This is a genomic window from Roseobacter denitrificans OCh 114, assembly GCF_000014045.1.
GTDB lineage: Bacteria > Pseudomonadota > Alphaproteobacteria > Rhodobacterales > Rhodobacteraceae > Roseobacter > Roseobacter denitrificans.
In genome coordinates this window covers 3,309,257-3,323,948 of the sequence record NC_008209.1, presented here as the reverse complement: position 1 = coordinate 3,323,948, position 14,692 = coordinate 3,309,257, and the positions used below count along the sequence as shown (strand labels likewise).

General features: G+C 54.2%; 9 protein-coding genes. 5 read left to right on the top strand and 4 right to left on the bottom strand.

Annotated features, from left to right (window positions below; genetic code table 11):
• Window positions 1-131 precede the first annotated feature (131 nt).
• On the top strand, window positions 132-2,825 hold the full coding sequence (locus RD1_RS20470; protein ID WP_187148492.1) for a calcium-binding protein: 2,694 nt from the start codon (window positions 132-134) through the stop codon (window positions 2,823-2,825).
• Window positions 2,826-3,302: 477 nt separating this feature from the next.
• Here the strand turns inward: RD1_RS20470 and RD1_RS15875 are convergent.
• Window positions 3,303-4,408, bottom strand: a protein-coding gene (locus tag RD1_RS15875) for an IS3-like element ISRde1 family transposase (protein ID WP_085978949.1) whose coding sequence is annotated in 2 segments (ribosomal slippage) — window positions 3,303-4,162 and window positions 4,162-4,408 — 1,107 coding nt in all. Because the reading frame shifts where the segments join, the coding sequence is not laid out codon by codon here.
• Between the two features lie 62 nt (window positions 4,409-4,470).
• Between RD1_RS15875 and RD1_RS15865 the strand changes: the two genes are divergently transcribed.
• The 4 genes from RD1_RS15865 (at window position 4,471) to RD1_RS15840 (ending at window position 10,862) form a co-directional block, all read left to right on the top strand.
• Complete coding sequence (locus RD1_RS15865; protein WP_011569554.1) at window positions 4,471-5,235, top strand: PIN domain-containing protein; 765 nt, start codon at window positions 4,471-4,473, stop codon at window positions 5,233-5,235.
• A gap of 1,597 nt (window positions 5,236-6,832) precedes the next feature.
• Window positions 6,833-7,947, top strand: a protein-coding gene (locus RD1_RS15850) for an IS3-like element ISRde2 family transposase (protein WP_076611555.1) whose coding sequence is annotated in 2 segments (ribosomal slippage) — window positions 6,833-7,088 and window positions 7,088-7,947 — 1,116 coding nt in all. Because the reading frame shifts where the segments join, the coding sequence is not laid out codon by codon here.
• A 60-nt stretch (window positions 7,948-8,007) separates the two neighbouring features.
• Complete coding sequence (locus RD1_RS15845) at window positions 8,008-9,216, top strand: ATP-dependent nuclease (RefSeq protein ID WP_074958834.1); 1,209 nt, start codon at window positions 8,008-8,010, stop codon at window positions 9,214-9,216.
• Window positions 9,213-10,862 (top strand): UvrD-helicase domain-containing protein, encoded by a 1,650-nt coding sequence (locus RD1_RS15840; RefSeq protein ID WP_011569552.1) that lies wholly within the window; start codon window positions 9,213-9,215, stop codon window positions 10,860-10,862. Before RD1_RS15845 ends, RD1_RS15840 begins: the two co-directional genes overlap by 4 nt.
• Before the next feature lie 304 nt (window positions 10,863-11,166).
• Here the strand turns inward: RD1_RS15840 and RD1_RS15835 are convergent, their stop codons facing one another.
• From RD1_RS15835 to RD1_RS15825, 3 genes are all read right to left on the bottom strand, one after another.
• A complete protein-coding gene (locus RD1_RS15835) occupies window positions 11,167-12,195 on the bottom strand; it encodes a helix-turn-helix domain-containing protein (protein ID WP_245897302.1) in 1,029 nt (342 codons plus the stop codon).
• A 41-nt stretch (window positions 12,196-12,236) separates the two neighbouring features.
• Window positions 12,237-12,431: a hypothetical protein gene (locus tag RD1_RS21210; RefSeq protein ID WP_011569550.1), complete on the bottom strand. Its 195-nt coding sequence runs from the start codon at window positions 12,429-12,431 to the stop codon at window positions 12,237-12,239.
• Window positions 12,432-13,191: 760 nt separating this feature from the next.
• The gene (locus tag RD1_RS15825) at window positions 13,192-14,580 is read right to left on the bottom strand and encodes an IS1182 family transposase (RefSeq protein ID WP_011569549.1); all 1,389 of its coding nucleotides are present in this window, start codon (window positions 14,578-14,580) and stop codon (window positions 13,192-13,194) included.
• Window positions 14,581-14,692: the final 112 nt, after the last annotated feature.

The window sequence follows — 14,692 nt, the reverse complement described above, 5'->3', positions numbered from 1 at the left end:
AAATCGATATTGCGGCCCCCGAGGGAGGGCGCTTGACGCTCGCAAGTCAATTCGCTTCTGCTGCGGGATTCAGCGGCGCGTTTGAGACGTTGCGATTTGCGGATGGTACGGAGTTTGACCTGACTACGGCGGTGTTTGAAACCATCGGGACTGATGGTGATGATATCATTTTGGGAATTCGGTTCGGTGGGTCTTCCAAGGATGTGATCCGAGGTCGAGCAGGCAATGATACCATCTATGCTTACGGTGCGAATGAACGAGATTTTGGGCCAAACGCGCTTTTTGGCGAGGAGGGGGATGACACTTTATTCGGGGCCTTGGGCGACGACAGGATTGAAGGTGGCGCAGGACAAGATACGTTGGACGGCGACGCCGGACAAGACCTTTTGGATGGTGGGGTTGGGGACGACTTGATCCGGGCAGGCACGGGTGATGACACTGTCTTTTACGCTTTGGGCGATGGTGACGATACGCTGACTGAAAGAAACGGACAGGATGTGATCGTCTTTGGTCCGGGGATCTCGCTAGATATGCTTGGGTTTACGCGCCTCAACGGCGATGAGCTTGAGATCAGCATCGACAGCGTTGCCGGTGGTATACTGTTGATCAGCACGCAGTTTGATTATGCATCAGGGTACAGTGGCGCTTTTGACATTCTACGGTTCGACAATGGCGATGAGATCGCTCTGGCAGATTTGATCATAGAGACGCGCGGCACAGATGGGGACGATATCCTGAATGGGATCGTCTTTGGCGGGTCGCGCCAAGATGTTTTCTTTGCTGGCGATGGCCACGATACGATTTATGCACAAGGGCCGAACTTTCGCGATTTCGGACCTAATACGTTGAACGGCGAGGGTGGTCGCGATGAACTATGGGGTGCCGAAGGGAATGACACGCTGATCGGGGGGGCGGATGTGGATACCGTCTACGGAGATGGCGGGGATGATCTTTACATTTGGGAAGCGGGAGACGGCGCCGACATCATGTATGACCGAGCGGGTTGGGACGGATTGTCCCTGCGAGGTGTCGATCATCTGGATCAGGTTGCCTTATTCGTTTCTGGTGATCATCTAGAAATAGACGCAGATGGCACTGTTTTGACGTCTCAGTTCCAGTTCGGTCGGTTTAGCGGGTTGGACTGGGTTGAAACGCGGCTCGGAATACAAGCGCTTTTGGAGCCCGCACTTTGGCACTACGGTACCGGCGCCGCTGAAACACTGGATCAAAACGAGTTGCAAGCCTCAGTTATATTTTCCGGTCAAGGGAACGATACAATAACCGGACGTGATATTGGTGATGTGATTTATGCTCAAGAAGGGGATGATACGATAAATGCGGGCGGCGGTAACGATGATGTAATTGCCGGAGCCGGGGCTGATCTGATCTCAACTGGTGATGGCAATGACCGAATTTTTGGCACCGTTTCTGATTTAAATGGTGATGTGATATCTGATTTTGAACAACAGGATGTTTTGATTGTCAGTTCTAGCTTCTTCAGTCTGCAAACTGTTTACACAACGGGTTCAGCAATCTCGTCATTTGACGTAGATGGCGATGGTACCGTCGACAGTGTCATAACTTTGCAAGGTTCATTCGCTTCAGCGGGCCTTGATTTTAGTGTTGTCAAAGGAACCACTGAAATCACGCTTGGTTCAGGTTCGATACAAAACTTAATAGTAGGGTCCATCGTTAATGACTTCCTCACAGGTACAGTGTCGAGTGACAAGATTGAGGGTTTGACTGGCAATGATCGGATACTTGGTTTCGATGGCCAAGATGTGCTGTCGGGGGGCGTAGGCGGCGATGTTCTGAACGGCGGCGACGATAATGACGAGATCAGAGGCGGCGACGGAAATGATACCATGTACGGCGGCAGTGGCGATGACGACATGGAAGGGGGTGCTGGGGATGATCTGCTGATTGGCAATGCCGGCGACGACAACATGTTTGGCGGTCTTGGTAATGATATGTTCCGCGGCGGGACAGGCAGCGATGTCATTGAAGGTGGTGACGGGGATGACGAAGCCTTTGGCGGTGACGGAAATGACACTCTGCGTGGTGGCGAAGGCAACGATGTGCTGGATGGCAGCGCGGGCAATGACTTTATCGCCGGGGAGAACGGCGACGACACTTTGGTTGGTCAGGTCGGAATGGATACGTTGGTTGGTGGCGACGGTCTCGACGAGCTGCGAGGCGGTGGTGGGAACGACCTTCTCTATGGTGACAACGGCAATGACATACTGTTCGGTGGCGCGAATGAGGACCGGCTTTTTGGCGGTGAAGGTGATGACTTTCTACAGGGCAACCAGCAGAACGATGAGCTGAATGGTGAGAATGGCAATGACCGGCTATTCGGTGGCGATGGCTTTGATTTCCTTGATGGTGGGTCGGGAAATGACCGCCTCGAGGGTGGCAACGGCCTCGATATTCTGGTTGGCGGCTTGGGGGCGGATGTCCTGCTAGGAAATGCGCAGAACGATATTTATCAATTCAACAGCGTCGAGGAATCGAACCCTACAAGCATGGATGTCATCGTGGGGATGGACGGCGTTGGCGTTGCAGGGGGCGACCGCATAGATTTGTCAAACATCGACGCGAATGCCCTTATCAGCGGAAATCAAACGTTCACCTTCCTTGGACTACAGACAACAGAGGCGGGCCTGTCTTTCGGTGCAGGCGGATTCTGGCTCGAAAATGCGGGCGGGCCGACGCTATTGTATGCGAACACTGACGACGACGACGTGATCGAATTTGCGATCCAGATTAATGATGGCGCGGGTACCTCATCTGGAGATTACATCCTTGGTGATTTCATCGTCTAAGAATGAGTCGTCAGTTTGAGATGGGCTAATTTACCACTGCGGAAGTACTGGGGTGGTTGGCAAACTGAGATGGAGTAAACTCAGTTATTGTGAATGTGTGACAGTTGCTGCTTGTCTGACTGAGGGCTAAGTTTCTTGGACACCTGCTTCATTCATTTTCGTCTGTTCTGCTTTATAGTCAATCGGCCCACTTGGCTAAGGCGTTCAACATGTCGCAAGCCCGCGTTTGGAGCCGAGAAGACATGACTTGGGATGGGCGTCGGTTTGTCGTGCCATTTACGGCTGACGAAGGCGCGGCTTCTGCTATAGACACACCTATCGCTGACACCGGGGCGCAACCGATCTTGGTTGGGGACAATGCTTATGCCTACCAACTGGAGGCGATGGCAGCTGTAGTCATCAAACTGGCCTGCTGCCGGTTTCGTGGACGGCAACTTAAGCTTTCATAGCTCGCTCCTCGAATGTGATAGGGCTTAGCTAGCCGATGGTCGAGTGGCGACGCTTCGGGTTGTAGAAGCGTTCGATGTAATCGAAGACATCTGCGCGCGCGTGCTTTCTGGTTCTGTAGGTTTTGCGTTTGATCCGTTCTGTCTTAAGCGAAGAGAAGAAGCTTTCCATTGCAGCGTTGTCCCAGACATTCCCTGAACGGCTCATCGAACAGGTGATGCCGTGATCGGCCATCAGTCGCTGGAACGGCTCACTGGTGTATTGGCTGCCCTGGTCGGAATGGTGCAGCAACTCGTCGGGCCTGCCTCTGCGCCAGATCGCCATGATCAGAGCGTCCGTGACCATCTGAGACGTCATTTGTTCGCTCATTGACCAGCCAACGACACGCCGCGAGAACAGATCGATGACGGCTGCAACGTAGAGCCACCCTTGCGCGGTCCAGACATAGGTGAAGTCGGCCACCCATTTCTGGTTCGGCCCATCCGCATCAAACTCTCGTTCAAGCACGTTGGCAGCTATGACCGACCTCATGCCTTGGTCTTTTGGCGGTTGCCGACGCTTGGGGCGGGCCTTGAACGCTGCTTGTCGCATCAATCGTTCAACGCAATGCAGGCCACAGGCATAACCTTCTTCGAGAAGATCGTGCCAGACCCGTCGGGCTCCATAGGTTCGGTCCGATCGCAGAAAGCTCGCACGGATCGCCGCCGAAAGCTCTTCGTCGCGAATAGACCGGTCGCTGCGCGGTCGCGTCAGCCAGGCATGAAAGCCGCTTCGTGACACACCGAGCGCATCACACATCCAACTCACTGGCCAGACCCCTCGGTGCTTCGCCACAAACCCAAACATCACAGCTGGTCCTTGGCGAAGTAGGCGGCCGCTTTTTTTAAGATGTCACGCTCCGCCTTCAGCTTGGCGACCTCACGTCGAAGAATCCTGAGCTCTTCCTGCTCAGGTGTTAACTTACCATTCCCTGGAAACGCTGCCGGGCCATCAACCGCTGCTGCCCGAACCCAACGGCGCAGCACAGTCGCATGTATTCCCAGATCCCTCGAAGCTTGCGCCGCACTCACGCCACGCTTCGTCACCAATTTCACCGCTTCCTGCTTGAACTCGCGGCTGAACATCCTTCTCGTCATATAGATCCTCCAGTTTCATAAAAACCTTATCTCGGTGTCCACGAAACCGGCAGCAGGCCACCATGACGGCGCACGACGACGGTTACGTAATCCATGAAACTACGGCCGAAGAAGTGGTAGAGCATGCATCCTCGCTCAAAATGACGCGACAGCACATCGCAGACATCTGTCAGGTCGTTGGAATTGAAGTCCCCACCAAAATGGATGGCGAGTTGCTGCGCATGTCTAACTTTTTAGGCAGTCAGTTTGATTGTCTCTCAGTCATGCTACGGGAAAACGGAGTGCTCTTGTCGGCGGATCTTAGGCTTCGGCAGGTAGCGACGAAAATTTGCAAAGAGCAGGCGTTTGGTCTGGACGCCTTATTACGGGTTGTGGCAATCGAAGGCACTTTGAGCATTGATGCCTACGCAGATGTGCTCCTCAAGCTCTGCGGGCATGGGCACTCCTACGTATCGCTCAATGGTCAGATGTTACATAGAATGTTGATTGTTGATGAAACAGCGACGCTGGAGAGGTTCGAAAGAGCAGCTGCCTATCTTGGCACGCCCAATGCGGACATCAACAGTAACATCCTTACGTCGGCAGAGTTCATTGGGCGTGCCTTTCGGTACTACGGCGGAGGGCTGAAAGCGCAGCGCGCTACAAGCATAGTCTTGCGCCGACTTTTGCGACTCGATGGGATTGAGCTTGCCGATATGCTGACCGAACTTGTTAGCGCGATAGGGGACATCAGGGTGACGAACTATGTTGGTCAATGGCTCAAAGGCCATGTTCTATTGGAAACATTCGAGCATCAGATTGACAAGAAGAGAAACGAAGTACGCTAACTGTAGGCTCAGCATTCATGTCTTGTGCGATCAAAAGGAATAGCACCGGTACCGGCTCAATGTCTGCTTTTGTTGGCGGCAACCGGCATTGTCGCGCCCGCAGCGAACTCCCGCTTCCCGCCGCTGGGTGCCGAATCCAAGACCGACTGCCTGCACTGTTCTGGGGCAGCTTTTCAGATCGAACAAAAGGGCAACCTCTGCAAACAGAAGGCTCCCAAACTCACCCAAAATGATGAAAGTTCCAGTCTTGCCCGGCAAAAGTGCCAACTCTCGCTGGATAACTGCCGATTTTCGCCGGATGTCACAAAGGGAGTGTTTGGCTGTGGTCTTTTTTTATCGCTAACCGGTCTGGACTTTTGAAAGGGCCTATTTCATTTTATGTCACTATATTAGTAGTTTATCGGCTGTTGCACCTGAACTGGACTTGGGGCGAAGACCTGAAACTAGCTGTAGTTCTGCAAAACTGTTGTCGTTTTGCCGGATCAGATCGTCGTTTGCCCGGATCAGATCGTCGTTTGCCCGGATGGGATTGTCGGAATGGCGGATGGCATCGCGCGTAAGGCGTAAAATCCTGTGCGTTTGTCGCACAGAGATGTTGGTTTTTGAGCAGCTATATGCGGTTGCTCGGTTCGGAATGTGGATATCTAGGATCGGATCTTCGCGGTTCACGCAATTGGGCGGTCCCAGTAATCTTCACCACTTTCAGCTAAATGAACCAGATGACATAAACTTTGGATACATGGCGCGATAAATAGAGACAAGCAACGCACCAACTCGCCAAGGTTCAAGCGCCCTTTCTTGAAGCATATTGGCAGGCGAACTCTTACCCGACATGAGTGTCATTCAAAGCTGTGGATGAAATACCCTTTCCAAAAAATGACATGGTCCATCTCTATGATCTCGCACGCATCGCTTCACAGCCCGCCGAGAAAAAATGCTTCAAGCCACTGCGCGAGGCCCTAGACCCAATAAGAGGTATCCCGAGGTCACACCCATAAATTGCTAGGGCGCTTCGAAAGAAAAGGACATTCGGGTTCACTGCAGCGTGTTTGTATGGCCCAAGTAGTAAGGCATAGGCCAGAAGGCGTTGTGGCCTACCTGTTGGTCGAACTCCCGCACGCGATCTTCATGGTGGTGACTGGTAACAGCATGGGTGCCTTCACCCGACGAAATTAAATGCCCGCAAATGCAGCTTTGCGAACAAAGACCTAGTAAAAGCTCAGCTTCTTCAACGTCGCGTTGAACAAAGCCGGCTGCTTAGGACAAGCTAATGATAAAACTGCTGATTGCTCGACATTAGCTTGTTCTCAAATGGAAACTTAATGGTAGTTGAAGTCGGAGTTTGCGGTTAACGGGGGTTATCATGGCAACGAGTAATCTGAGTTCAGAGCTTTTCCACGCCATATTGTCGATGGACGCGTATAGTCGGGGTTATGGCGGAGCGTTTGATTGTTTATCGAATGCTGCTGACGGGAGTTTGGATGTCGGTGGGGCTCGGATTGTACAAACGTCTTTAATCGGCTCTTTCGAACTGACCTGCTCCCCTGAAAAGTCCTCGAATTTTGGTTAGCCTGTTCTCCAACTGAGGAGACAGACGATGAAGAGAAGCCGTTTCAGCGAAGAGCAGATCATTGGCATTTTGAAAGAGCACCAGGCCGGGCTTGGCGCGAAAGAGCTGTGCCGCAAGCATGGGATCAGCGATGCGACTTTTTACAAGTGGCGATCCAAGTATGGCGGCATGGAAGTGTCCGACGCACGGCGGCTCAAGACGCTTGAAAGCGAGAACACCAAACTGAAGAAGATGCTGGCCGAGCAGATGATGGACGTGGCGACGCTGAAAGAGATGCTCGGAAAAAACTTCTGAGGCCCGGTTCGAGGAGGAATGCTGTGAACTGGGCCATGAAGACCAAGGGCTACAATCAGAAACGGGCCTGTTCCTTGGCCGGGATCGATCCGCGTGTTTATCGGCGAAGGTCGAAGCGCCCCGCCGACACGGAATTGCGGGCCAGGATGAAGGAACTGGCGTCCGAGCGGCGACGGTTCGGATATCGCCGTCTGCATATCCTACTGAAGCGCGAGGGATGGCAAGTGAACTGGAAGAAGCTGTACCGGCTCTACCGCGAAGAAGGGTTAACCGTTCGCAAACGGGGCGGGCGCAAGCGTGCTGTGGGCACCAGGACGCCTATGGCGATCCCGCAGGGGCCGAACCAGCGATGGTCACTCGACTTCATGTCGGATGCATTGGAGGATGGTCGCCGGTTCCGGGTTTTGAATGTGATCGATGACTTCAGCCGGGAATGCCTGGCCGCTGTGGTGGACACATCCATCGGAGGCACGCGTGTTGCCCGTGAGCTGGATCGCATCGCAGAACTCCGTGGCTATCCCTGCATGGTGGTCTCAGACAACGGCACAGAACTGACCAGCAATGCGATGCTGAAATGGCAGGAAAACCGCAAAGTTGGTTGGCACTACATCGCGCCAGGAAAGCCGATGCAGAACGGTCTTGTCGAAAGCTTCAACGGGCGAATGCGCGAAGAATGCCTCAATGAACACCTGTTCCCGTCTTTGCGCCATGCCCGCCGCATGATTGCGGCATGGCGCGGCGACTACAATCACTACCGCCCACATTCGAGCCTCGACGGGCTCACGCCGTGGGAGTATCACCAACGGTCAAAGGAAGACCAAAACCTGAACAGTGCTAACCTAAAGTAGCGGACTCTCAGGGGAGCAGGTCACCAGCTTCACAGGGGCGAGTTTTTCGCCAACCCGTCAATCTCTTTTGCGCAAAGTGAGGTCAACGCGCTTCTCCGCCATCCGAGCCTTACCTTCACGCCAGGCCACGGCGAGGCGCTCGTCGACTTCTCACGACTAAGCGACGGTCAGCAATCCTTGCTGTATATCTCTCTGGTACTCGCAATGCGCGAGATCGGCGACAAGGTGCTCGCCGGTGAACTAGAAGCTTTCGACATCGACAAACTGCGGCCCGCCATCTTTACCTTAATCGCGGTCGAAGAGCCGGAGAACAGCCTTTCACCGCACTATCTCGGGCGCGTAATCCGCGCGATTTCCGAATTTGCAAACGGTCAGAATGCACAGACCCTGGTGGCTACGCACGCCCCATCACTTTTGCGTCGCGTCGCCCCTGAGACTATCCGCTATCTGCGGTTAGACGGCGATCGTCGAACGGTCGTCGCTCGGGTTGTTCTCCCGGAAAATGAGGACGCGGCAAAATATGTGCGTGAAGCCGTACACGCCTTCCCTGAATTATACTTTGCCCGGTTCGTCATTCTGGGTGAAGGCGACAGCGAAGAAGTCGTCCTGCCGCGGATGCTCGCTGCACGCGGCGTTCTCACGGATGATGCATCGATTTCGGTTGTCCCTTTGGGCGGGCGCCACGTCAACCATTTCTGGCGGTTACTGCACGAGCTGGGCATCCCGCACGCGACTTTGCTTGATCTCGACCTTGCCCGCTTTCAGGGTGGCTGGGGCAGGATCAAGTACGCTGCGACGCAACTTCTGAAATATAGCGACGTGGAGAATGCGGGCATTGACGAAGATGAAATAGCAGCCATCCCAGCTTGGAATAGCGAACAAGGACTTTTGATCGATGACGATGATTGGTTCGAGTATTTCAACGAGCGCGGCGTCTTCTTTTCGTCGCCGCTTGATCTCGACTTTATGATGATCGAGGCGTTCGCCGAAGTCTATCGAGTTGAAGATGACGAGTGCGAAGAACCAGATGAGACAACGCTCAAGGCTGTCCTCGGCAAAAAACACGATACCGTGGCAGGGCAATATACAGACTACCAGCTTCAGCTGTTCGATGCCTACCACCATCGCTTCAAGTTAGGCAGCAAGCCAGCTTGGCATATCCGGGCAATGGCAGCGATTGATGATGCAGAAATTGCTGCGGACATGCCCGCGGCCATGACCGCGCTAATCGACTATGTCGAAACCGAGCTCGAAGGCTTACCTGAATGATTGCAGTGGAACGATGGTCTCCCGTGGATGGCTTAACGCTTGAGCCGAACGCGTTGGCTGCTGCAACAGAGATTGCGCGCAATTTGGCCCTCACCGCGGGTCCCGGCGCTGGCAAGACTGAAATGTTGGCGCAACGTGCCGACTTCCTGCTTCGCACTGGAACTTGCCGTTACCCTCGCCGGATCCTCGCCATATCGTTCAAGACTGATGCTAGCCAAAATCTCAAGGCACGCGTCCGGAAACGCTGTGGACCTGGGCTGGCTGCGCGATTCGATAGCTACACCTTCCATGCCTTCGCTAAACGGATCATTGACCGGTTTCGCCCGGTGCTGAGCGGACGCGATGCGCTAAACCCTGATTATTCGATTGGCCCGCGCCGTGTGCAGCATCAGTCCATCACGTTCGCTGACATGGTGCCGCTCGCTTGCAAGATCATCGAAGACAGCCTAGTCGCCCGAAATGCGGTGCGACAGACCTATAGCCATGTCTTCCTGGATGAGTTTCAAGACTGCACGGATGAGCAATATCGCCTGATACTCGCAAGTTTCGGCGACACCCCGACAATCCTGACGGCTGTCGGCGATACCAAGCAAAGCATCATGGGCTGGGCCGGAGCGCTCGAGGGTATCTTCCATACCTTCGCCGACGCTTTCGATGCGCTGCCGCGCAATCTCTATCAGAATTTCCGTTCAGCGCCGGCGCTCCGTCGGATGCAGAATGCGATGGTCAAAGTGATGGATCCGCCAGCAGCGCTCGACGATGCCGATATCATTGGCGACGAGGGTGAGATTTGCATTCTTCGATTTGAAGATGACGATGACGAAGCCAGTGGCTTGGCTGAGCGAATCCGCGACCTGATCGACGATGGCATCGAGCCCTCCGAGATTGCGATCCTAGTCAGCAAACAACAAAGTCTTTATTGTCGGCTTCTCGTGGCTGCTTTTGAGGCGGAAGAGATTCCGTTTCGGGAAGAAGATACGAAGCAGGACTTGGCGTCGGAGCCGGTCGCCTCCCTACTCATCGATTTTCTTCTGATCGCAAGTGGCTCGCGCCAACCCTCCGCTTATCGTCGTTTGCTTGATCTGGTTGTTTTCAACCATGGCTATGACGAGGAACGCGAATATCAGCTGCGATCACGCTGGGATCGCTTCGTAAACGAAACCAAGCAGAAGATTGCGGCGCATAAGCTCGATCTTCGGCAGATGGACGATTTGCAAGCTCTCGCAATATCACTGGTAGACAATGTTGGGCGTGATAGTCTCATCTCTTTATCGCCGGACTATGAGCATGGCGATCGCTTCGATGAGCTCATCGCCCAAACTCTTGAGCATGCGCACATGCTGCTGCAGAGCCAAGCGGACTCATCAACAGCTCTAGCCTCATTTTCGGGTGACAGCGCTGTTCGCATTATGTCGGTGCACAAGAGCAAGGGCCTGGAGTTCGATACGGTAGTCATCCTTGGGGTCGAAAAAGAAACCTTTTGGGGCGAGCCGTCAGCGGAACACGCAGCTTACTTCGTCGCGATCTCGCGCGCCAAACAACGGCTTCTGCTGACCACGTGCAGCCAACGCCAGCGACCGCAAGGAGCGAAACGCTGGTCTATTAAACGCCATGAGTACGACGAATTTCTTGCCTACGTACCATGACCACTAAAGAGTTGGACTGTCTGACGCCGGCGCCAATTGGACGGCTTAGGCCGATTTGATTAGGGAAGTTTTCTTCACCTTATCCGCCACTGGTGTTACACCCAAATGCTGCAACCGCAGCTTGCAGATGGGCACGGAGATGTGCACCCGGATCTTCTTCAAAGAACAATATGTTCCGATCTCCCATGAGTTCTCACTGCGTAATTGTTTCTGTGTCGGGCGGCGAAGAATTGGACACTTGCGGCCGGCGTGGATGCGCAGAAGTGTGTTTCCCTTAGTGCTACGTTGCGCCATCGCAGTATTTCTATTTGACCACTCGCAGGGAAGGCTTGCGAACCTCAAGTGAGGCGCCTTGATCTGGCGATAGCCGGAAAATCAAAGCTTCTATTTCTTCTAGCGGAATCCCAAGATCTCTAGCAATGTTCTCTTTCGTCATACCCTTGGACCAAAGAGCGGCCAACACCTTAGCTAGCACGGTCGAAACCTCTCGCTCGATCCCGTCGGGCTCGCCGCTGCGATAACCCCGCTTCCCGAGCTCAATCAGCAATGAACGGTAGTTCCATTCGCTGATGTAGCCCAGCGAGTTGAGCCGGTTAGCCAAAGCCATCGCGGACACCTTCCACCGTTTCTTTGCCGCGATAATCTGCCCCGCCGTAAATAGGTGCGCATAATCCATTACGTCGCTTTCGGGCATCAGGAACGCCGATGCGAACCTGTCGGCCTGCGTCTCTGCTTCTTTATCAGTCTTCGAGTCCGCATGATGATGCAAGACAAGGTGTCCAAGCTCATGCGCCGTGTCGAAGATGGATCGTTCCGCCGTCTTCTCTTGGTTTAGGAAAACGTAAGGATGTTCCCCGCGCCAAAAGGAGTATGCATCAACGTTCTTGGTCGCCTCTGATAGAGACAGGACGCGAATACCCTTGGACTCGATCAGCTTGAGAACATTGCCAATTGGCCTGTCCCCAAGCCCCCAATGCTGGCGCAGAAGGCGCGCGGCGACAAACGGGCGGCGGCGCTCTTTGCTCAGATCGATCAGGTCAGCGGAGGGCAGATTGAAACGGGCATCAATCCATTCGTAAAGCTCAATTCCCAACGATCCTGCCGCTTCCGCCGCGCGGCGTTCTTTCGCCTTCATGCGGGCCAGACTGCGGAAACTCACCGCATCGGTATCAATGCGTTCTGGTGCCTCTCTGAAAAAGAAATCAAGAGGGTAGGAAAGCGCCATGGCAAGGCGCTTTGCGGTCGCTTCATCGGGCGCATGCCCATTTTCATACTTCGAGAGAGTTACCGCTGACACGCCTACGCGCTCTGCGAGTCCCTTCGCAGTCAGCATCCGTCTTTCGCGGGCTGTTTTGAGACGGTCTGAGTTGAACATTAGTCTTTGAAAGAAAATTGGATTTCGAAGTCATCAATAGGACCGGTATCGGTGTCCGGCGCTGCCTCCCAGTCGCTGTCCGGCGAGTAAATGTAGATTCGCTCGATCCAATCGACGTACTTGCCCTTCTCGATGACTGGGCAGGAAAGCTCAACGCTTCCATCAAGACCGACAGTATGTCCGTATTCCGTCATGCACCCCAGTTAGGGGACCGGCTTCAACGCCAGCATGTTCAAAGAGCGTGGGAGACGACAGCGCAGCAGCACCGCTACCCTTTTCAGACCGAGGCAGCGGCGGCATGTCCGCGCAGCTCTTGTCAACATTTTGGAATGCAATGCGCACGCTACGATCCCGGCGCACTACGGATTCGACACCGCAGGCTCGGTCTGGGAGGTAGTCGGACCCGACAAGCTGTTGGCGGAGTTCGCCAACACCGTGAATATAGGACAGCATGCCGGCCGCGTTTTGCGGCATAGAAGGGCTGGCGTCGTCTGCGTAGGCGCGGGCAGTATGTCCGATAGCCATGATCTGTTGGCGCGTGCAGCCAAAGTCCTCAAGGCAGTTTTCTACGTCTACCAGCTTGCAGACAATCACGGTGTTAAATGTCGGCAAGGCTCGACCCCTTTAAGTTTTTCAACATCACATGATGTTGAAGTTCTTAAAGGCAAGTGAAATCTGCAGCTAAATTTGTAGTTTGCAAAGTTAACGTTCTGCGAGCTGCCGATTCTGGTGCGCATCATCGTATCACTGTCTTGATACTGCCGGTGGCAAATGACTGCTTTCCTTGTTTCGACTTGCCACCTTGCGCTCGCAGCGAACTTCCGCTTTCCGCCTATTTTGTTGAAAAAGTCGCCGTGACTTGGGAGGTTGGCGGCCTTGCAGGGGCGGTCGCGGGCTTATTGTTCCGCCCGTTGTACTGGGCGGCCTGTTGGGCTGTCGTTTTGCCGGTTCAGATCATATCGCGATCCTTGTTTCGGCGATCTTGGGTCTTAGTTTTGCAAGTTTTCGAAGGTTCTGGGCGATCGCTGCGAGCGTAAACTCGTCCCTCACACCGCAGGGTCCTCGAAGCCGGAGCCGGCCCAGCCCGAGAATGCGTTTAAGATGAGCGAAGAGCATTTCGACCTTCTTGCGTTTGGCCTGAGCCTTGGGGTTAAAGGGAGACTTGGCAGCCAGTCGGGCAAAGTCACGCGCGCCCTCATGTTCCTCGCGGCCAATGAAGCGGGTGTTTGTGTTTGGGCAGCATTTTGGTTTCGACGGGCAGGCATCGCAAACGGCTTTGGTGGCGCGGTATCTGCGCCGCCCGGTTTTTGGTTCTTTCCTGCGCAGGTCAGAGTAGTTCCGGCGGGACTGCAACAGGTGCTGGCCTTCAGGGCAGGTATAGCGGTCATTCTCTTCGTCCCAGTCGAAGTCTGAACGGGAGAACGTGCCATCTGTTCGCTCTGATTTGTCGATCAGTGGGATGAACGGAATGATGTTGCGCTTCTTTGTCAGCCACGCCAGATTCTCTGCTGATCCATAGGCCGTGTCCGCTACAAGCCAGTCCGGTGTGATGCTGAAACGCTCTTCCGTGCGATCAATCATAGTTTGGGCGGCACCGACTTCGGCCTGCCTGACGGAACGTGTCGCTTCAACGTCCACAATCACAGAATGTTCGGTGTCGATCAGATAGTTGTTCGAATAACAAAAGATCGCCGGACCTTTGCGTGCTGCAGTCCATTGGCTGGCCGGATCGGAGTGGGACGTGAACTTTGGTTTGACCGGTGTGGATGCGCCAAAGGCCTTATCGTCGAGAACGTCGAGATATTCCCTGACGGCCCGTGGCGCGTCATCTGGATCGATGGCAGATGCATCCCATTCCGACTGCGCAGTGGAGTTCATTCTATCGACATCGGCCTCAATCAAACTGGCATCGACTGCAAAGCCATGGCCGCCAACAAGGCCTTCGGAAATGCAGCGCGCAACAGTGGCTTCGAACACTGACCGAAGCAGGTCGCTGTCGCGGAATTTACCATGGCGATATCTTGAAAAGGTGCTGTGATCCGGAACTTTGCCATCGATGCCAAGATGACAAAACCATCGATAAGCCAGGTTTAGATGCACTTCATCACACAGACGTCTCTCAGATCGGATGCCCAGAACATAGCCGATCACCAACATCCGCACGATCAGTTCCGGGTCAATCGAAGGGCGCCCCAGATGGCTGTAGTGCGGCGCAAGCTGATGACGCACCGTCCCCATGTCCAGAAACCGATCAACCTCCTGCAATATGTGATTGGCAGGGACGTGTGCCTCCAAATCAAAGTCGTAAAACAACCGCGCCGGAGCTTCTTGAACACCCATCATCGTCAAATCCCTCCTCATCCTGCAATAACGAGTGAATCAAATGACTTGCTCCAAAGCAACAGAGACTTCTTCAACAAAACACGCCCCTTGTACCGGTTTTTCTCTCTAACGG